This window comes from Pseudoxanthomonas sp. SL93, from assembly GCF_026625825.1.
In the GTDB taxonomy this organism is placed as follows: Bacteria; Pseudomonadota; Gammaproteobacteria; order Xanthomonadales; family Xanthomonadaceae; genus Pseudoxanthomonas_A.
On sequence record NZ_CP113065.1, the window covers coordinates 2,745,926 to 2,765,751 of the forward strand.

At 68.2% G+C, this 19,826-nt stretch carries 18 protein-coding genes; 12 read left to right on the forward strand and 6 right to left on the reverse strand.

Translation table 11 applies throughout. The annotated features are described in order from the left end of the window. Window positions 1-19 precede the first annotated feature (19 nt). Window positions 20-2,824: a serine/threonine-protein kinase gene (locus tag OVA13_RS12995; protein WP_267790888.1), complete on the forward strand. Its 2,805-nt coding sequence runs from the start codon at window positions 20-22 to the stop codon at window positions 2,822-2,824. A gap of 10 nt (window positions 2,825-2,834) precedes the next feature. Here OVA13_RS12995 and OVA13_RS13000 read toward each other — a convergent pair whose 3' ends face one another. The 3 genes from OVA13_RS13000 to OVA13_RS13010 all read right to left on the reverse strand — a co-directional run bounded on the left by OVA13_RS13000 (window position 2,835) and on the right by OVA13_RS13010 (window position 5,432). Continuing rightward, window positions 2,835-3,458: a thymidine kinase gene (locus tag OVA13_RS13000; RefSeq protein WP_267790889.1), complete on the reverse strand. Its 624-nt coding sequence runs from the start codon at window positions 3,456-3,458 to the stop codon at window positions 2,835-2,837. Between the two features lie 61 nt (window positions 3,459-3,519). Continuing rightward, window positions 3,520-4,146, reverse strand: a complete 627-nt coding sequence (locus OVA13_RS13005; RefSeq protein ID WP_267790890.1) for an SEL1-like repeat protein — start codon at window positions 4,144-4,146, stop codon at window positions 3,520-3,522. 470 nt (window positions 4,147-4,616) lie between these two features. Further along, entirely contained in the window at window positions 4,617-5,432 is an 816-nt protein-coding gene (locus OVA13_RS13010; RefSeq protein WP_267790891.1) for an SEL1-like repeat protein, read from the reverse strand. Window positions 5,433-5,623: 191 nt separating this feature from the next. Between OVA13_RS13010 and OVA13_RS13015 the strand changes: the two genes are divergently transcribed. From OVA13_RS13015 to OVA13_RS13025, 3 genes are all read left to right on the forward strand, one after another. Next, window positions 5,624-7,600 carry a UvrD-helicase domain-containing protein gene (locus OVA13_RS13015; RefSeq protein WP_267790892.1) on the forward strand — a complete coding sequence of 659 codons (1,977 nt, stop codon included), beginning with the start codon at window positions 5,624-5,626 and terminating at the stop codon, window positions 7,598-7,600. Window positions 7,601-7,653: 53 nt separating this feature from the next. After that, window positions 7,654-8,034 carry a VOC family protein gene (locus OVA13_RS13020; RefSeq protein ID WP_267790893.1) on the forward strand — a complete coding sequence of 127 codons (381 nt, stop codon included), beginning with the start codon at window positions 7,654-7,656 and terminating at the stop codon, window positions 8,032-8,034. A 190-nt stretch (window positions 8,035-8,224) separates the two neighbouring features. Next, window positions 8,225-8,773: a DinB family protein gene (locus OVA13_RS13025; protein ID WP_267790894.1), complete on the forward strand. Its 549-nt coding sequence runs from the start codon at window positions 8,225-8,227 to the stop codon at window positions 8,771-8,773. 3 nt (window positions 8,774-8,776) lie between these two features. Here the strand turns inward: OVA13_RS13025 and OVA13_RS13030 are convergent, their stop codons facing one another. Beyond that, window positions 8,777-9,442, reverse strand: a complete 666-nt coding sequence (locus OVA13_RS13030; RefSeq protein WP_267790895.1) for a YceH family protein — start codon at window positions 9,440-9,442, stop codon at window positions 8,777-8,779. Window positions 9,443-9,567: 125 nt separating this feature from the next. Here OVA13_RS13030 and OVA13_RS13035 point away from each other — a divergent pair, with 125 nt between their 5' ends. From OVA13_RS13035 to plsB, 5 genes are all read left to right on the forward strand, one after another. After that, window positions 9,568-10,467 (forward strand): 5'-nucleotidase, lipoprotein e(P4) family, encoded by a 900-nt coding sequence (locus OVA13_RS13035; protein ID WP_267790896.1) that lies wholly within the window; start codon window positions 9,568-9,570, stop codon window positions 10,465-10,467. Then, window positions 10,464-11,189, forward strand: a complete 726-nt coding sequence (pyrF, locus tag OVA13_RS13040; RefSeq protein WP_267790897.1) for an orotidine-5'-phosphate decarboxylase — start codon at window positions 10,464-10,466, stop codon at window positions 11,187-11,189. The genes OVA13_RS13035 and pyrF overlap by 4 nt, the downstream gene beginning before the upstream one ends. 264 nt (window positions 11,190-11,453) lie before the next feature. Beyond that, entirely contained in the window at window positions 11,454-12,395 is a 942-nt protein-coding gene (locus OVA13_RS13045) for a hypothetical protein (RefSeq protein ID WP_267790898.1), read from the forward strand. Further along, a complete protein-coding gene (locus OVA13_RS13050; RefSeq protein WP_267790899.1) occupies window positions 12,392-12,769 on the forward strand; it encodes an excalibur calcium-binding domain-containing protein in 378 nt (125 codons plus the stop codon). The genes OVA13_RS13045 and OVA13_RS13050 overlap by 4 nt, the downstream gene beginning before the upstream one ends. A gap of 61 nt (window positions 12,770-12,830) precedes the next feature. Continuing rightward, entirely contained in the window at window positions 12,831-15,509 is a 2,679-nt protein-coding gene (gene plsB, locus OVA13_RS13055; protein ID WP_267790900.1) for a glycerol-3-phosphate 1-O-acyltransferase PlsB, read from the forward strand. 6 nt (window positions 15,510-15,515) lie between these two features. On the opposite strand, the gene OVA13_RS13060 is transcribed toward plsB, so the two are convergent. Next, a complete protein-coding gene (locus OVA13_RS13060) occupies window positions 15,516-16,238 on the reverse strand; it encodes an N-acyl amino acid synthase FeeM domain-containing protein (RefSeq protein ID WP_267790901.1) in 723 nt (240 codons plus the stop codon). 391 nt (window positions 16,239-16,629) lie between these two features. On the opposite strand from OVA13_RS13060, the gene OVA13_RS13065 reads away from it, so the two are divergent. Further along, window positions 16,630-17,598: a HEAT repeat domain-containing protein gene (locus OVA13_RS13065; RefSeq protein ID WP_267790902.1), complete on the forward strand. Its 969-nt coding sequence runs from the start codon at window positions 16,630-16,632 to the stop codon at window positions 17,596-17,598. Window positions 17,599-17,653: 55 nt separating this feature from the next. Here OVA13_RS13065 and OVA13_RS13070 read toward each other — a convergent pair whose 3' ends face one another. Beyond that, entirely contained in the window at window positions 17,654-17,860 is a 207-nt protein-coding gene (locus OVA13_RS13070) for a YdcH family protein (RefSeq protein ID WP_267793533.1), read from the reverse strand. Window positions 17,861-17,924: 64 nt separating this feature from the next. Here OVA13_RS13070 and ttcA point away from each other — a divergent pair, with 64 nt between their 5' ends. Next, on the forward strand, window positions 17,925-18,839 hold the full coding sequence (ttcA, locus tag OVA13_RS13075; RefSeq protein ID WP_267790903.1) for a tRNA 2-thiocytidine(32) synthetase TtcA: 915 nt from the start codon (window positions 17,925-17,927) through the stop codon (window positions 18,837-18,839). A 71-nt stretch (window positions 18,840-18,910) separates the two neighbouring features. Further along, the gene (locus tag OVA13_RS13080) at window positions 18,911-19,816 is read left to right on the forward strand and encodes a recombination-associated protein RdgC (protein WP_267790904.1); all 906 of its coding nucleotides are present in this window, start codon (window positions 18,911-18,913) and stop codon (window positions 19,814-19,816) included. Window positions 19,817-19,826 lie beyond the last annotated feature (10 nt).

Genomic DNA, 19,826 nt, shown 5'->3' on the forward strand with positions numbered 1-19,826 from the left:
CCCTCCTCCGGCCTTCGCGATGGACGCCGAACGCTGGCAACGCCTGTCCCCGCTGCTGGACATCCTGCTCGAACTGGAGCCGGAAGCGCGCGCGCAGCAGCTTGAGATCCTGCGCGCCGACGACCCGGCGCTGGCGCGCGACCTGGAACAGCTGCTCGCGCTGGAAGACGACAACGACAGCTTCATGGACCAGCCCCTGCTGGACAAGCCGGGGCAACTGAAGCCGGGCACGCTGATGGGGCCCTACCGCCTGGAGTCGATGCTGGGCGAAGGCGGCATGGGCATGGTCTGGCTGGCCTCGCGCGCGGACGGCCTGTACCAGCGCCGCGTCGCCCTGAAGCTGCTTCGCCCCGGCCTGGCCGACCCCAACCTGCGCCTGCGCTTCACCCGCGAGCGCGAGATCCTGGCGCGGCTGGAACACCCCAACATCGCGCGCCTGCTGGATGCCGGCGTGGGCAGCGAAGGGCAGCCTTACCTGGCGCTGGAATACGTCGAAGGCGTGTCCATCACCGAGTACTGCGCCGCCAACAACATCCTGCTGGATGGCCGGCTGAAGCTGTTCCTGCAGGTCTGCGAAGCGGTCAGCCATGCGCACGCCAACCTGATCGTCCACCGCGACCTGAAGCCGTCCAACATCCTGGTGACGCCCAACGGCGACGTGCGCCTGCTCGACTTCGGCATCGCCAAGCTGCTGGACGATCCCGAACCCGCCCCCGTGCACCCCCGCACCGAAGTGCGTGCCTTCACCCTGCACTACGCCGCACCCGAACAGGTCCGCGGCGAGCTGGTCACCACCATGACCGACGTGTATTCGCTCGGCGTGGTGCTGTACGAGCTGCTGGCGGACACCAAGCCCTACCGCCTGCGTCGGCAGACCGATGCGGAGTGGGAGGAAGCCATCCTGGCGGTGGAACCGCTGAAACCTTCCGTCGCCACGCTGCGCACCACCGACGGCAGCCGTGCGCGTTGCCCGGAGACGCGCCGCAACGCGCGCAAGCTGGTCGGCGACCTGGACAACATCGCGCTCAAGGCCCTGGCCAAGCAACCGGAGCAGCGCTACCCGTCGGTGGAAGCGTTGTCGCTGGACCTGCAGCGGCACATGGATGGACGCCCCGTGCACGCACGGCCGCAGAGCCTGGGCTACCGCATGCGCAAGTACGCGTCGCGGCACCGCTGGACCCTGGCGGCCGGCAGCGTGGTGGGCCTGCTGCTGGTGGCGGCGCTTGCGGCCAGCGTCTGGCAGGGACGCCAGGCCGTGCGCGAGGCCGCGCGCGCGCAGGCGATGCAGGATTTCGTGATCGGGCTGTTCGACAACGCCAGCGCTTCGCAGCAGGGCAGCACGTTCGATGCCCGAGAACTGCTGGCGGCCGGCGAGCGCCGCGGACAACGCGAACTGGGCGCCCAGCCACTGGCGCACGCCGAACTGCTGGGACTGATCGCACGCCTGCGCCTGGGCCTGGGCGACTACCGCCAGTCGCTGGCGCTGCTGGAAAAACAATCGCGCCTGCTGGCCGTGGTGGACGATGCCCCCGACAGCCTGCGGCTGGAGTCGGCCACGCAGCACGGGCGCGTGCTGCGCCTGCTGGGCCAGTCGCGGCAATGCCTGGTGGTGATGTCGCCAATGTCGCCCCGGCTGCAGGCGCTGCAGTCGCGGTTTCCGCTGCCGGTGGCGGAGTTCATGTCGCAGAGCGGGCGCTGCCATGCCGATGCCGGCGAACGCCAGGTGGCGCGACAGATGTACGAACGCTCGCTGGATATCCGCCGCTCGCTGAAGGACGAAGCGGGCGTGGCGGAGAACCTGCGCGACATGGCCACGCTGGATGCGGAGCTGGGCAACGCGGATGCCGCCGTGCGCGGCTACCGTGCCGCGCTGGCGCACCTGCAGGCACACGGGCATGCACGGCATCCGCTGGCGGTGGAGATCCAGCGCAGCTTGGCCATGCTGTACCGCAATCGCGGCGAGACCGATGCCGCGCTGGCGAACTACCAGCGCGCGGGGGCACTGGCCCGCGAGATCCTGGGCCCACAGCATCCGACCACGCAGGCCCTGCGCCGGCACGTTGCCGCCATCCACGTGGACCTGGGCGAGCTGCGCATCGCCGACGAGGAGCTGCGCACCCTGCACGCGTTGACCCTGGAATCGATGGGCCCGGCCCACCGCGACACCGCATCCAGCTGGAATTCGATGGGCATCGTCGCGTGGGAGCGGGGAGATTACTCGGCCGCCGTGGACTACGTGGCGCGCGCGGTCCGGATCTGGCGGGCACCGGACAGCGCCCAGATCCTGCCCGGCGGCCTGTTCAACTACGGCATGGTGCTGCACAGCGCGGGCCGGTATGGCGACGCCCTGGCGGCGCTGGAAGAGGCGCGCCAGCTGCGCGCGGCCACCATCGGCGCCAGTCATCCCCTGGTGGGTGAGACGGACCGCATGATCGGCGAAGTCCTCGCCTCCCAGGGCGACCTGGCCGCGGCGAGCGAACGCTTCGATCGCGCGGTACGGCTGACCCAGGTCGGCTTCGGACCCGATCATCCGCGCACCTGGTTCGCCCAGCTGTCGATGGCACACCACCAGACGCGCCTTGGAAAGCCCGCCGATGCCATCGCGCCGCTGCAGGCACTGGCGCAACACCCCGGCGAAGGCAGCGAAGCCCCCAAGTTGCGCTGGCTGGCACGCGCCTACCTGGGCGAGGCGCGCTGCCGCTTGGGGCAGGGTGAAGAGGCGCGTCGGGAGCTGGACGCGCTGATCAGCGAACTGCGCGTTCGGCAACCCGACGGCGGCACCATTCCGCGCGAGGCGCAGGCCATCCGCACGGCGTGCCGGTGACGGGCGCGGCTCACTCCAGCGGCAGCGATGCCTGCAGCGGGTCGATGCGGCCTTCACCACGCGCGATCTTCTTGAATTCGGCGCGGCTGACCGACACGTAGCGCTCGTTGCCGCCGATCTCGACCTGCGGACCGTCCTGCACGGCATGGCCCTGCGCGTTGACGCGCACGGTCATGGTCGCCTTCTTGCCGGTGTGGCAGATGGTCTTGATCTCGGTGAGCTCATCGGCCCAGGCCAGCAGATACTGGCTGCCTTCGAACAGCTCGCCGCGGAAATCCGTGCGCAGCCCGTAGCAGAGCACCGGGATGCGCAGCGCATCCACCACCTCGCTGAGCTGCCATACCTGCGACCGGGTCAGGAACTGCGCCTCGTCCACCAGCACGCAGTCCAGCCGGCCATGCGCGGCAATGTCGCGGCGGATCCAGGTTTCCAGGTCGTCGCCGCGCTCGAAGGCGGTCGCTTCGGACCGCAGGCCGATGCGGGACGCCACCACGCCCGCCCCGGCACGGTCATCCAGCCGCGGCGTCAGGATCGCCACCCGCATCCCGCGCTCGCGGTAGTTGTGCGCGGACTGCAGCAGCGTGGTGGTCTTCCCGGCGTTCATCGCCGAATAGTAGAAGTAGAGTTTGGCCATGCGGGGATTCTAGCGGGCCGCCCCGCAGGCGGCATCGCGCATCGCGCAGCGCGCGTGCGCTTCAGGGTTTGCCGCGCACCGCCTCTGCGGGCTTGGCCGTCACGCAGCCGCTGTAGGCGTCCTTCCGCGCCCCGACGCAGACATCCACGTTGCTGTCCCAGCCGACGCGGCTCCCCACGATCTGGTACTTCTCGCGCCGTTGTTCCTGGGCCACGCGCGGTTGCGCGGCCGCATCGCCGTAGACGGCATACAACGTCGCCCCCAACGCGGGCACCCGCGTGCGCTCGTCCGCCGTCAGGCCCTGCCAATAGGCTTCGCGCAGTGCGATCAGGGCCGGCGCGCCCCGCTCGGCGGCCAAGTCCATCCAGATGTATCCCAGCACGCGGTCGGCGTCCACGCCCTGCCCCTGCCAGTACTGCTCGGCGATGGCCGCCTGCGACAGCTTGTCAGCCAGGCGGGCGGCACGCAGGAAATGCTCATGCGCGCGCTGCTGGCGGCCTTCGCGCTGCGCCTCGACGCCGAGCTCGCGGAAATACTGCGCAAGATCCGACCCTTCTTGTCCGCTCAGCCCGTGTTCGGCGGCAGCGTCCTGGGGCTGGCCGGAGGCGCCACCGGCTTGCGCCGGCGGGGAAGACGCCGCGGCTACCAACAGCAGGAGGATCGCAAGGCAGTGACTTGAAGTCGTCATGAAGAAACTCCGGCACGGATGATCGTGTGGACAATCGGGTATGCGACGCACGCCTCGTGAACGCACCTGTCTGGTCTCGGGCGGCAACCGACTGCATGCGCGGCCGATTCGGGCCGACAGGACAGCGGCCTGCATGGGGCGCACCCCGCATCCGGAACCGCCACCCGCCAACAGACGTTCTGAGCCAGACTGCACCCACGCCACCGGCACCGTCAAGCAGGCAACGGCCCGTACTGTCAAGCGGGCCGGGCCCTTCGCTCCGCCGTTACAATGCCCGCCCAACGGAAGCCCCCATGCACGGCCTCAATCCCCCACAACGCGCTGCCGTCCGGTCGTCAGGCGGCGGCATCACGCTCGCGAGGGGTGCGCTCACTGGAACAGCGTGGTGGTCTTGCGGGCGTTCATGGCTGAATATTCGAAATGGAGTTTCGCCATGCGCGGAATTCCAGCTTCCGCGCACGGCACCGTGCTCAAGGCTTGGTGGGAACGATCACACCGGGGAGCGAGACCGGCTCTTCCGGCACGTCCGGCTCTTGGGCGTCCAGATCGGGACGCGTCTCGCGGATACGTGAGTCGACGGCCTCCGTCTCGTTGACCTGCTCCGCGTCACCCACGCTCACACGACCGATCCGCGGCTTAGCCCATACTTGGTCCGTGTAGGCCCAGTACTTCTTGGCATCCCAGTAGCGCTCGTCGTAGAACTTGGAACCGTCGATACTCTGCCCACCTTCGGGGCCGGGAATCAGGATCTGCACATTGCCGGCGAATCCGGTGCGGCTTCCGGTTAACTGCATGCGTCCACGACGCAGCTGCGCCTCATACCGCGGCTTCGCCGCCGCATCACCAAAGCGCGCATAGACTTCTTCGCCCAGTTGCAGGGCACGGGTGCGTTCCTCTCGCGTGAGCGTATTCCAATAGCGTTCCCGCATGCCGAGGAATCCCGCATAAGCGCGCTCCGCCGCCAGGTCCATCCACGCGTAAGCAAGCGGACGATCCTGGGGCGTGCCCTCGCCGTTCCAGAGCATCTCCGCCACCATGCCCTGCGATGGCTTGTCGGCATAAAAACTGGCACGCCGGAAGAAGCGCAGCGCGTCCTCATGACGCTTTTCCTTGTAAGCCTCCATGCCCAGCAGACGGTATTTCATGTCCGGGTGGTGGGTCAGGAATCCCGCGCTGATCAACAAGGAATCCGCCGTCGGATCCGGCGGTGGCTTGTCGTCCTTGGCCTGCGCAACCGACGCAGCAACAGACAAGAGTAGGAGTAGCCACCAACGCGTGCCGATCATCTTGACGTCCCTGGAGAGTGTGGATCTCCCGACATGCTACCGCACCCCATCGGTGACCTGATCCCAACCTATGGCCTATGTCACGCACGCCACCGGACTTGCACCCGCCGCTCTCCAGAATGCAGCATGCAGGGGGTTGGAAGGTTTCCCGGTTTCACCTCCGCTAGAATGGCGAGCCAACGGAAGCCCCCATGCACGGCCTCAATCCCCCACAACGCGCTGCCGTCCTTCACAGCCAGGGCCCCCTGCTGGTGCTCGCGGGCGCTGGCAGCGGCAAGACCCGCGTGATCGTGGAAAAGATCGCCCACCTGATCGGTGCCGGGCATTTCCCCGCCAAGCGCATCGCCGCCATCACCTTCACCAACAAGTCGGCGAAGGAAATGCGCGAGCGCGTGGCCAAGCGGATCAAGGGCGACGCGGCCGAAGGCCTGACCATCTGCACCTTCCATGCACTGGGATTGAAGTTCCTGCAGATCGAGCACGCCGCCGTGGGCCTGAAGCGCGGCTTCTCCATCTTCGACGCCGACGACGCCACCGCGCAGGTCAAGGACCTGATGTACGGCGCCAAGCCCGACGACATCGAGATGGCCAAGAACCTGATCTCGCGCGCGAAGAACGCCGGCCTGTCGCCCGAAGAAGCGCTCGCCGAAGCCCGCAGCAACCGCGAGAAGGAAGCCGCGCTGCTGTACCAGCGCTACCAGGCGCGGCTGACCACCTTCAATGCGGTCGACTTCGACGACCTGATCCGCCTGCCGGTGCAGGTGCTGGAGAACAATCCCGACATCGTGGCCGCGTGGCGCGAACGCATCGGCTACCTGCTGGTGGACGAATGCCAGGACACCAACGATGCGCAGTACCGCCTGTTGAAGGCGATCGCCGGCGAGCGCGGCGACTTCACCTGCGTGGGCGACGACGACCAGAGCATCTATGCCTGGCGTGGCGCCAACCCGGACAACCTGCTGCAGATGGCGAAGGACTACCCGAAGCTGCAGATCATCAAGCTGGAACAGAACTACCGTTGCAGCAACCGCGTGCTGCGTGCCGCCAATGCGTTGATCGCCAACAATCCGCACGAGCACCCGAAGAAGCTGTGGAGCGACCAGGCCGATGGTGACCGCATCCGCGTGTGGGAGTGCCGCGACAACGACCACGAGGCGGAAAAGGTTGCCGCCGAGATCTCCTTCCTGCAGGCGGCCCGCGGCGCGGCGTGGAGCGACTTCTGTATCCTGTTCCGCGGCAATCACCAGTCGCGACCGCTGGAAAAGGCGATGCAGCTGCTGCGCATTCCCTACCATCTGACCGGTGGCACCGCGTTCCTGGAGCGCCAGGAAGTGAAGGACGCGCTGTCGTGGCTGCGCCTGCTGGTCAATCCGGACGACGATGCCGCCTTCCTGCGCGCGGTGCAGTCGCCCAAGCGCGAAGTCGGTGCCACGTCGCTGGCCAAGCTGGCCGAGATGGCGCAGCACGCGCACCTGCCGATGTCGCGCGCCGCCGAATCGATGGGCGCACTGAAGGCGTTGCCACCGCGCGCGGCCAACGGCCTCAGCGCCTTCGTCGACATCGTGCGCGACCTGCGCCAGCACGCGGAAACCCTCTCGCCAGCCGAACTGGTGCGTCGCCTGAGCGAGCGCTCCGGGCTGCTGGCCGACCTGCGCGCGCAGTGCAAGGACGAAGCCTCGTTCCAGCGCCGTCGCGCCAACCTGGACGAACTGGCGGACTGGTTCGAAGGCGGCCCGCGCGGCAGCTCGGCGGGCGACCTCGCCGCGCAGCTGGCCCTGCTGTCGCGCAACGACAAGGATGATGGAGGCAACCAGGTGCGGTTGATGAGCCTGCATGCGGCCAAGGGATTGGAGTTCCGTTACGTCTTCATCATCGGCTGCGAAGACGGCACGCTGCCGCACGAGACCAGCGTGGAGGAAGGCAACCTGCAGGAAGAGCGCCGGCTGATGTACGTGGGCATCACCCGGGCGAAGGAAGCGTTGTGGCTCAGCCACAACCGCGAGACGCGGCGCTTCGGTGAACGCATGCGACTGCAGCCCAGCCGTTTCATCGACGAACTCCCGGCCGACGAACTGCAGCGCGACGGTGCGGATCCGGTGGCGGACGCCGAACGCAAGAAGGAGCGCGCCAGCGCAGGACTGGCGGCGATCCAGGCGCTGTTCGACTGACACGCCTCCCGGGGGCGTAAGCTCCGTCACAGGCCGCCAACCACGGACACCGCATGGATACCGCTCCCTCGCTTTCCCGCATCGGCCAGATTGCGATCACGGTCAGCAGCGTCGACGTGGCGCTCGACTTCTACCGCGATGCGCTGGGGCTGGAATTCCTGTTCCAGGCCGGGCCGGATCTGGCGTTCTTGGATGCCGGCGGCACCCGTCTGATGCTGACCACGCCGCAAGGCGCAGGTACCGTTGGCGCGAACTCGGTGCTCTACTTCAAGGTAAGCGACATCGCCACCGTGCAGGCCGCGCTGGTCGCCCGTGGCGCACGCGAGGAGCGGCCGCCACAGCTGGCCGCGCGGATGCCCGACCATGAACTCTGGATCGGCTTCCTGCGTGACCCGGACAACAACCTGGTCGGTCTGATGGAAGAGAAGCGCTGACGCGCCCCGGGCGCGCTCATCGAACCAGCGCGGAGGGTTCGCGGGCGGGTTCGACGCCGACGTTAGCGCGGACCGCCCTTGCCTGCAATCGAGCGACGAAGGCATTCACATGAGCACGCTCTCTCATTTCTCTCTCACCCGATGATGCGATCGATGCGAAAGTACGAATGTGAACTGCAGGGAGGAACACATGGATAGAGCGGGCAATGCGCGATTCACCCTGCTGGCGTCGTACAACCAGTGGATGAACCGACGCCTCTACGATGCGGCGGCAACGCTGTCCCACGATGCCTTGGTTGCGGATCGCGGTGCGTTCTTCGGGTCCATCCTCGGCACGCTCAACCACCTGGTGGTGACGGACACCATCTGGCTCAAGCGATTCGCCGCTGCGCCGGATGCTGCCGCCGTGCTTGCCGCACTGGAAGACACGCCGATGCCGTCGGCATTGGATGCCATGCTCTATCCGGAGCTTCCGCCCTTGCGCGAACGCCGCGAATGGCTGGACGCGCTGATCCTGCGATGGGTGGACACGCTCACGTCTGCGGAGTTGTCAGCCCGCCTGGCGTACCTCAACACGAAGGGTACGGCCTTCGTGCGCAGCGTCGAGGGACTGCTCACGCACCTGTTCAATCACCAGACCCACCATCGCGGACAGGTCACCACGCTGCTGTCGCAGGCGGGCGTGGACGTCGGCGTGACCGACCTGCTGATGCTGGTGCCGGACGAAAGCGGACGCTGAGGCTCAGTTATCGCGCGTGCTGAGCAGGTGTTCCACCTGTTCGCGCAACGCCGCGACCTCGGCTTCCAGCGCAGTGATGCGCGTTTCCAGTTCGGCAGTCGCCGGCTCGCCCGACGGCGATGCAGGCAGCCGTGCCGCGATCGCAGCCACGTCCACCGGGCCAGCGAGCAGGTGCATGTAACGGTCTTCACGCTGGCCGGGCCCGCGCGGGATCTGCACGACCAGTGCAGGCACGCGCTGGATCAGGCGATCGAGATGGTGGCGCACGTCGTCCGCGTCGGCGAACTTGAACAGCCGCTCGCTGCGTGCCAGCAGTTCATGCATGGTCTGCGCGCCGCGCAGCAGCAGCAGTCCCAGCAACACCACCTGCTGCTGGGGCAGGCTGAAGAACGCGGCGGTGCGGTGCTCATAGCGTTCGGCGCGCGACGAGAACACCTGCCGTGCCAGTCCACGCTGTTCCAGCTGCCTCAAGGCATGGTTCACCGCGCCGGTGTCCAGCGCCATCACCGGCTCGCGCGCGGTCTTCTGGTTGGCTGCGGTCTGCGCCGCGTTCACGGTCAGCGGGTAGGTCTCCGGCGTGGTCGCTTCCTTCTCGATCAGGCAGCCCAGCAGGCGCGCCTCGGCGGTGTTCAGCAGGGGCAGCGCGGCCGTGTCGTCTTGGGTATCCATGCGGAGGGAAGCCAGGGGAGCAGGGGCGCGCAGGATACTACGTGTGCCCGCCCCGCCCGCTGCGCTGACATGCCCGGGCAACAGGCGTCGGCTAGAATCACGGCACACCGAAAGATGGATGTCCGATGCGCGTTTCCCTGCTTGCCGCCTGCCTGGCGGCGTCCCTGCTGACCCTTTCCGCCTGCAAGCGCACCGAGCCGGCCGCCGCACCCGACACGGCCGCGACGGCGGCCACGCCGGCAAGTGCCGCCACCACCCACGACAACCTCAACGCGGTGGCGTGGGTGCAGACTTCGGTGGAATACCGCGCGCTGACCACGCAGACCTTCCGCGCCGCCGCCGACCACCTGGATGCCGCGCTGAAGGAAAAGAACTGGGACGCCCTGGTGCCCGACGAACGCGGCAATGCCGCCACCGGGCTGAAGCCCGCCGTGGTGATGGACGTGGACGAGACCGTGCTGGACAACTCGCCGTACCAGGCGCGCCTGATCCGCGACGGCAAGGAATACGACGAGATCAGCTGGGACCAGTGGGTGGCCGAGAAGAAGGCCAAGCCGCTGCCGGGCGTGGTGGACTTCGCCAAGGCGGCCGCCGCCAAGGGCGTGACCATCCTGTACATCTCCAACCGCGCGGTGCACCTGAAGGAAGCGACGCTGGCCAACCTCCGCGACGCGGGCCTGCCGGTGGCCGACGACAGCGTGTTCCTGGGCCTGGGCACGGTGCTGCAGGGCTGCGAGCAGAACGGCTCCGAGAAGAACTGCCGCCGCCGCCTGGCGGGGCAGCAGTACCGCGTGCTGATGCAGTTCGGCGACCAGATCGGTGACTTCGTCCAGGTGGAGGCCAACACGCGCGAAGGTCGCCAGGCCTTGTTCGACGAATACGACGACTGGTTCGGCGAGCGCTGGTGGATGCTGCCCAACCCGACCTACGGCTCGTGGGAGCCGGCGCTGTTCAACAACGCCTGGGACCAGCCCGCCGCCGCGCGCAGCCAGGCCAAGCGCGACGCGCTGGACTACGCGCCGTGAGCGGTCGCGGACCGGTCGCACTGACCGCACGCGAACGCCTCATCTTCGCGCTGGACGCGCCGTCGGGCGCGGACGCGCTGGCGTGGGTGGACCGGCTGGGCGATGCGGTGCAGTTCTACAAGATCGGCATGGAGCTTCTGGCCAGCGGCGATTACTTCACCGTGCTGGATGAGCTGGCCCGCCGCGACAAGCGCGTGTTCGTGGACCTGAAGTTCTTCGACATTCCTGCCACCGTGGGCGGCGTGATCCGCGGCCTGTCGCGCTGGCCGGTGACCTACGCGACCATCCACGGCTGGCACGCCGGGATGATGGAAGCCGCCGCCGCGGCGCGTGGCGGCGACCTGCGCCTGTTGGCGGTGACCGTGCTGACCTCGATGGACGGCGACGATCTGCGCGCAATGGGCATAAATAATGCCGAACCGGCTGACATCGTCGTGCAACGCGCGCTGGCCGCCCAGGCCGCCGGCATCGATGGCGTGATCTGCTCGGGGCAGGAGGCGGGGATCATCCGCGCCGCCGCCGGTGCCGGTTTCTCCATTGTCTGCCCCGGCATCCGCCCCGGCGGCCCGGTCGGCGACGACCAGAAGCGCACGGTCGGCGTGGCGCAGGCCTTCGCGCTGGGGGCCGATGCCATCGTGGTCGGCCGCCCGATCAGCCAGACGGCCGACCCGCGCGCCGCGGCCGAGGCGATCCAGGTCGAGATCCGTGCATCATTCAAGTAAAATCAAACACTTGGATTGATCTATTTCAGGTATTGCCTTAGCTTCGGGGCACAGGTAGGCTGTGCGCATCCGGTCTCTGGCCGGAGATGTGCCACAACACTTCGTCCTCCGGCTTCGGCCGGACTTCAGGAGGCCCGCTACATTCGAAAGAATGCACGGCCTCCTTTTTTATGGCCGGCGGACCACCCCGACTTGCGACGTCCGTACTTGCTGCCCGGCCCGGCGAGCCGCGAAGATGCGGGGCGACTGGGGAGTCACCACCACATGCTGCCGATGCCGTCCGGATTCTCGCTGCGGGTCCTCGCCGCGCCCTTGCTGGCCGGCGCGCTGCTGGCCGGCTGCAAGGACGCGCCCGAAGAACTGGCCGGCGCCGCCAGCGAGCCCGCCGCCGCCGTCCGCCAGCTGGCCGGCCACCTGCAACGCAACGATCTGGCCGCCTATGTGCGCGACGCCGTGCCGCCCGACCTGCACGCGCCGCTGGAAGCCGCCTGGCGTGACGGCCACAGCCGCTGGCCGCTGACGGAGTTGCCGCTCGACGACCAGTTGGTGCCGATGCTGGCCGCCCTGGCGCGGAAGGATTCGGAAAAGACCCTGCAACGCAGCTTCGAACGCCAGTTCGCCCGCCAGGATCGCGACCTGAAGGAAGCCGCGCGCACGCTGGGCCTGTTCGGCGTGCAGTACGTGAAGAACGAGGGTGACTACACGCCCGAGGAGCGCGATCACTACGCGCAGGTCATCACCGCGCTGGGCGAGTGGGCCCAGCGCGCGCCGCTGGGCGACCCGGCGCTGGCCCGCACCACCCTCGCCCGCATGGCCAAGGCCACGCGCGCCAGCGGCATCACCAGTGACGAGGCCCTGCGCGAGGCGGGCATGACCGGCAGCCTGCAACGGCTCGCGCCGGTGTTCGCCGAAGCCAAGGCCACCTTCACCCGATACGGCCTGCCGCTGGACGCCGCGTTCGCCGACCTGCGTACCGGACTGGTCGAGCAGAAGGGCGACACCGCGACCGTCCGCATCCACTACCCGCTGGGCGAGCGCCGGATCGACACCGTGGTCACGCTGGAGCGCCGCAGCGGTAACTGGTATCTGCGGGACACGCTGAAACATGTCGAAACCACCCTGGCGCAGGTGCCCATCGCCGCGCCGCCAACGGCTCCCGAAAGCCCGCCATCCGCTGCGCCGCGCCAAGACACGCCGGAGCCGTGAGCGCCCGCCATCCCGCAGGCCGTCGCCTTGCCTGGGTGGCAGGCATGCTCTGCCTGTCCGCCGCGCTTCCCGGCACAGCCCATCCCGGCGGCCTGGACAAGACGGGCTGCCACCACAACCGCACGACGGGCGACTACCACTGTCACCGGAAGGCCACGCCGGCACCCTCGCCGGCGGCGCAGAAAAACCGGTCTTCGCTGGCCCCTGACGCACCCGAGCCGCGCAATCCGTCATTCGGGGGTCCGATCTTCCGCAACTGCGATGCGGCGCGTGCCGCCGGCGCCGCGCCCGTCCGCAGGGGCGACCCCGGCTACGGACCCCACCTGGACCGCGACAACGACGGCGTGGGGTGCGAGCCCTACCGGGGACGCTGACGCCGGCGTGGGCCAGCCGGGATTGGAACCGCTTCCCAGCCCGGCACAGCGCTGGGCCATAATGCGGCCGATGCCTGAACAGAATTCCCTACCGTTCCCGGACGGCCAGACGCCCCCACCGCCGGAAGCGCAGAAGCCGACGCCCCGGGCGACGCCCGGACCGGACGCCGCGGGCGACGCGCCGGCGCCTGCCGCCGCGCAGACGCTGCCGGTGCCCATGGCCCCGCCCCTGCGCCAGACACGCCGCCCCCTGTGGGCGCGCCTGATGAGCAAGCTGGCCGATCCCTGGCTGGCACTGAACATCGAACCCGAGGTGCCGGCCGAACTGCTCGACGGCCGCCCGGTGTGCTACGTGCTGGAAGACTACGGCCTGTCCAACGCGCTGATCCTGGACCGCGCCTGCCGCGACGCCGGCCTGCCCTCGCCGCTGGTGCCCGTGCCGGTGCCCGGCAATCCGCTGGGCCGCAAGCGCGCCTACGTGGCATTGTCGCGCCGCAACGCCAGCACGCTGATCCCCGACCAGATCAGCGCCAAGACCCACTCAGGCTCCCTGGCCCGCCTGCTGGAGGCGCACCGCGCCAGTCCGGGCCTGGACGTTCAGCTGGTCCCGGTATCGATCTTCGTCGGCCGCGCACCGGACAAGCAGAGTGGGTGGTTTTCGGTGCTGTTCTCCGAAAACTGGGCCATCGTCGGGCGCTTCCGCCGCCTGCTCGCCATCCTGTTGAACGGCCGCGGCACCATCGTGCGGTTCGCGCCCCCGGTATCGCTGCGCGGCACGGTCGATGAAGGGCTGGAGCCGGAACGCACCGTCCGCAAGCTGTCACGCGTGCTGCGCACGCACTTCCACCGCATCCGCGAAGCGGTCATCGGCCCCGACCTGTCCACGCGGCGCCTGCTGGTGGACCAGGTGCTCGCCGCCGAGCCGGTGAAGGAAGCCATCGCCGAGCAGGCCAAGCGTGACAAGTCGAAGCCCGAGGACGCGTGGAAGAAAGCCCATGCCTATGCCTGGGAGATCGCAGCCGACTACTCCAATCCGGTGGTGCGCTCGGCCAGTTTTTTGCTGAGCCATGTGTGGAACCAGATCTACGACGGCGTGCTGGTCCACCACCTGGACAAGTTCAAGGAAGCCGCGCCCGGCCACGAAGTGGTCTACGTGCCCTGCCACCGCAGCCACATGGACTACCTGCTGCTGTCGTACCTGCTGTACGAGCGCGGCATCGTGCCGCCGCACATCGCCGCGGGCATCAACCTCAACCTGCCGGTGGTCGGCACGTTGCTGCGCAAGGGCGGTGCGTTCTTCATGCGCCGCAGCTTCCGCGGCAATCCGCTGTATTCGGCCGTGTTTACCGAGTACGTCGCGCAGCTGGTCTCCGGCGGCTACTCGCTTGAATACTTCATCGAGGGCGGGCGCTCGCGCACCGGCCGCCTGCTGGCGCCGAAGGGCGGCATGATCTCGATGACCGTGCGCGCGTTCCTGCGCCAGCCGCGCAAGCCGGTGCTGTTCCAGCCGGTCTACATCGGCTACGAGAAGTTGCTGGAAGGCAACAGCTACCTGGACGAACTGAGCGGGCGGCCGAAGGAGAAGGAATCCATCTGGGCCGTGCTGTGGGGCATCCCCAAGGTGCTGCGACAGAACTATGGCCAGGTCGTCGTGAACTTCGGCGAGCCCATCCCGTTGAACGAAGCGCTGGCGCAGCACGCGCCGGAATGGGACGGCTCGCCGGTCGGCGAAGAGGAAAAGCCCGCGTGGCTGTCCGACACCGTCGATGCGCTGGCGCAGCAGATCCACGTCAACATCAATCGCGCCGCCGACGTGAACCCGATCAACCTGCTGGCGCTGGCGCTGCTCTCGACGCCCAAGCACGCGATGGGCGAAGCGGACCTGATCGCGCAGATCGAACTGTCCAAGAAGGTACTGGCCGAACTGCCGTACTCCGACCGCGTCACCGTCACCCCGCACACGCCGGAACGCATCATCGGCCATGGCGAGGAAATCAACATGCTGCAGCGGATCAAGCATCCGCTGGGCGACGTGCTCAGCGTGGACGGCGATACCGCCGTGCTGATGAGCTACTACCGCAACAACGTACTGCACCTGTTCACCGCCTCGGCCTGGGTCGCGTGCTGCTTCCAGAACAACCGCCGCATGAGCCGCGCCGGCGTGCTGCGCCTGGGCCGCGGGCTGTATCCGTTCCTGCAGGCGGAGCTGTTCCTGCCGTGGACCGAGGATGAGTTCGCCGAGCGCATGGACCGCACCATCGAGATGTTCATCCGCGAGGGCCTGCTGCAGCAGGTCAACGACGACGATGGCGGCATCCTGGCGCGCAGCGCGGGGCAGACCGACGAGGTGTTCCGCCTGCGCGCGATCGGTCATTCGCTGCAGCAGGCGTTCGAGCGCTACTACATCGCCATCTCGGTGCTGGTGAAGAACGGCCCCGGCACGCTGGGCGCGGCGGAGCTGGAAAGCCTCTGCCAGCAGGCGGCACAGCGTCTGAGCCTGCTGTACGCACCGGCGGCGCCGGAGTTCTTCGACCGCACGCTGTTCCGCGGCTTCATCCAGAAGCTGCGCGAGCTGAAGCTGGTCTGGCCGGACGAGAACAGCAAGCTGCTGTTCGACGAACGGCTGGATGCGTGGGCACGCGATGCCAAGGCGATCCTCGGCCGTGAGCTGCGCCACACCATCGAAAAGGTCAGCCCGGAAGCCGCCAAGCCCGAGCAGGACACCACGCCGCAGGAATGAGCGGCCTCAGTCGGCGACGTTGAAGGTGCGGGTCAGCCACGCCTTCGCCGGCTGCGCGCGCGCCGGTTCGCGCACCAGGCGGTGCAGGGGCGAGTTGCATTCGGACAGATGCGGCTCGTCTTCCAGCACCAGCACCATCCGCAGCAGATCGACGCCGCCGGGCAGGATGGCCGGCGGCAGGTATTCGCGGAACCCGTAGTGCTCGAACACGCCGTGCAGGAACGGCTCGCAGGCCAGCAGGCAGAACTGGATGCGCGCTTCCTGCGCCCAGCGGTAGGCCTCGTCCATCAGGCGGTCGACGACCGGCTTGCTGCGCTGGTCGGCCTGCACCGCGAAACGCGTGCCCACCGCCACCTGTGGCAATGACCACGCGCGCGCGAACGGATCGATCTGGAACAGGTGGCCGTATTCCACCTGCACCGCCGGCGAGCCGAAATCGTGCAGCCGCAGGGTGGCGATGGCCTGTGCGCCCGCTTCCACCACCACCGTGGTGCCGCAGCCGTCCAGCCCGTCGGCCACGCGCTTGCTGCGGTCGCTGTACTGGCCACCCTGTTCGTGGAAATACACCTCGCGGCGCAGGCGCTGCACGTCGCCCAGGCTCTCGCCGGGACCGATGCGGCGCACCCGCAGTCCGAGGCCTTCGACGGCGCGCTCGGAAGACGCGGCGACGGCCGCAGCGTCGCGCGGCGACAACGGTGTCCGCTGGATCATCGGTTTGCCCTGCTCCATGCCGCTACCTCGCCGTGCAGGCACCCGCGCCCACGGCAGATCGAGTTGGGAGCCGCGGCGCCGGCAGGACGGCATGCGGTCGTCGTAGGGGAATCCCCCACAGCCAGGAACGAAGCAAACATCGGGCCAACCCCGGAAACGCGGCTGGACCCGCCCTGACACGCGGTTTCAGCCGCCGGACGGAGCGGAATCGGGGCCGAACGGAGGGTGCGGCACCATGGCCGGTCGTGCGCGACGGCGACGGGTGACGTGCTGCGTCAGATTTCGTCTGCACGGGAACGGCGCGCCACCCTCGTCCGCACCGGAGGACGCGTGCGGACCCGTCGCTATACTCGCCACGGCGGCAGGGGGAGCCAGCCGCCTCGGAATTTCACTTCAACAGGGGAACTCAATGCGTCTGAACCATCTGGCCCGCATGGCGACATGCGTGGCGATGCTTGTCCTGCTTGCGGGCTGTGCGCCCAAGTCCTACTCCGTGCGCCACCCGGTGCCGTCGGAAAACCTGGTCTTCGGCACTGCACCGCCGGCGACCGCCATCACGCTGGTGGACGCCCGCGCGCCAAGCGATCGCGTCTTCTCCAGCGGCGTCCTGCCTGCCTCACTCACGGTGGAGGGCGCACCGCTCGACCCCAGTGGCTATCTGGCCAGGAACCTGCAGGCAGAGTTGGTATCGCGGGGCCTGCAGACCCAGGTCGGCAATGCCGGTGACGCGCTGCCGAAGCTGGAAATGACCACCTTCCGCGTGCAGAACCACCGCGCCAACGGATTCAGCCCGTTTGTCACCCTGACATTCCTCGGCGGCGACCTGGTCACGCCCGCGGGCAAGCAGCGCCTGGGCGTGTTCGTGAAGCGCGGCAAGGTGCCGGTGTGGAGCTTCGATGAAGTCATCGAGCCCACCTTCAACCAGCCCCTGTCGCTGGCGACCAAGGAACTGGCCGCGAAGATCGCCGCCCGCCTGCATGGCGCGCGCAGCAGCGACGCCGACGTGGACCGCCTGACCGCGAAGATCGCCACGCGCGGTGATGACAGCTATCTCGACGTCTACGCCCTGGGGTTCACCAACAATCCGAAAGCTGTCGCTCCGCTTGCCGGCCTGGCACGCGACCCCGACGAATACGTCCGCCTGGCGGCCATTTCATCGCTGGGCACGCTGGGCGCGAACGACCAGCTGGACCTGCTGAAGTCCATCTACCGTGACGGCAACCTGTGGCAGGACCGCGCCATGGCGCTCAAGGCCATCGGCGACCTGGACTCCACCGAGGCGGATGCCTTCCTGGCGGAGCAGCAGGCGGCACTGCAGGCCAAGGCCGGCGACAAGGAAGCCGACTGGACGCTGCAGATCGTGCGCCTCTACCTGTAAACCGCGGCTTGCCGTTCACGATGGCCCGCCCCGGCGGGCCATCGTGCTGTCCGGTTCAGGCCGGCTCGTCGGGGATCAGCGCGCTTTCCAGCCGCGAGATGCAGTCCTTGAGCCACAGCTTGCGCTTTTTCAAGCGCTTGATGGCCACCTCGTCGGCGTCCAGGTCGGCGACCAGGCGCGCGATGGCCTCGTCCAGCTCGCGGTGTTCGAGCTTGAGTTCCGCGACCTTCTGGCTGACTTCGGCGGGGTTGGTGGTGTCCACCCGTCCAGCGTACACCGGGCGCGGCGAGGCCGTCATCGCGACGGGCCGGTACAATGCCGGACCTATGAATGCCGTCCTTCCCCTGCCCGACCCGATCCTCCGCCGCGCCCCCGCCGACCCGCGCCGCGTCCAGCACGAGCACGCCAAGCTGGCCAAGCGCCTGCGCCGCCAGGTGGGCCAGGCGATCGCCGACTTCGGCATGATCGAGGAAGGCGACAAGGTGATGGTCTGCCTGTCCGGCGGCAAGGACAGCTACACGATGCTGGACATCCTGCTGCAGCTGCAGAAGAAGGCGCCGGTCCGCTTCGAGCTGGTGGCGGTCAACCTGGACCAGAAGCAGCCGGACTTTCCCGAGCATGTGCTGCCGGCGTACCTGGAGCGCGTGGGCGTGCCGTTCCACATCATCGAGCAGGACACGTATTCGGTGGTCAGCCGGGTGATTCCCGAAGGCAAGACCATGTGCTCGTTGTGCTCGCGCCTGCGCCGCGGCGCGCTCTACAGCTACGCCGAGGAGAACGGCTTCACCAAGATCGCATTGGGCCATCACCGCGACGACCTGGTGGCGACGTTCTTCCTGAACATGTTCTTCCACGCCAAGCTCTCGGGCATGCCGCCCAAGCTGCTGTCCGACAACGGCAAGCACGTGGTGATCCGTCCGCTGGCCTACGTGCGCGAAGACGACATCACGGCGTATGCGCAGGCGCGCGAGTTCCCCATCATTCCGTGCAACCTGTGCGGCAGCCAGGAAAACCTGCAGCGCAAGCAGGTGAAGAAGATGATGGATGCGTGGGAACGTGAAACACCCGGCCGCATCGAGACCATCGCGCGCTCACTCGGCGACATCCGCCCGTCGCAGCTGAGCGATCCAGCGCTGTTCGATTTCCGTTCGCTGGGCCACCGCGACGGCGCCGCCTTGCCCGATGCGCAGGCATGGCTGGCGGGCGAACCGCACGGCGACGCCAGCCCCACGCACGACTGACCCATCCCTCCGCAGCGGCCCGGCCTTGCGCCGGGCACGTCGCACCTCTGCCCCACTTTTCCGGATATTCGATGTTCTTTCGCAACCTGACGCTGTTCCGCTTCCCCACCTCGCTGGATTTCTCCCAACTCGACGAACTGCTGCCCGAAGCCGTGCTCAAGCCGGTCGGTCCGCTCGAACTGTCCTCGCGCGGCTTCATCTCGCCGTGCGGCCGCGGCGAAGAGGCGCTGTCCCACCGCATCAACGATGCCATCTGGCTGAGCGTCGGTGGCGAGGACAAGATCCTGCCGGGCGCGGTGGTCAACGACCTGCTGCAGAAGAAACTGCAGGAAATCGAGGCGAAGGAAGGCCGCAAGCCCGGCGGCAAGACCCGCAAGCGGCTGAAGGACGACCTGCTGCATGAACTGCTGCCGCGCGCCTTCGTCAAACCGTCGCGTACCGATGCGCTGATCGACCTGGAGCATGGCTTCATCGCCGTGGATGCCTCCTCGCGCAAGACCGGCGAGAACGTGGTGTCGGAAGTACGCCGCGCGCTGGGCACCTTCCCGGCCCTGCCGCTGAATGCCGAAGTCGCGCCGCGCAACGTGCTGACCGCCTGGATCGCCGGCGAGCCGTTGCCCGAGGGGCTGTCGCTGGGCGAGGAGTGCGAGCTGAAGGATGCGATGGACGGCGGCGCGGTGGTGAAGTGCCAGAACCAGGACCTGCAGAGTGACGAGATCACCAAGCACCTGGAGGCCGGCAAGCAGGTCTCCAAGCTGGCGCTGGTGCTGGATGACCACGTGTCGTTCGTGCTGGGCGAAGACCTGATCGTGCGCAAGCTGAAGTTCCTCGATGGCGCGGTGGACCAGTTGGAGAACACCGAGCACGACGACCTGCGCGCCGAACTGGATGCACGCTTCGCGCTGATGGCCGGCGAGGTGAAGCGGCTGTTCCTGGTGCTGGAAAACGCGCTGAAGCTCAGCAAGGCCGACGCGTAGGCCACAGGCA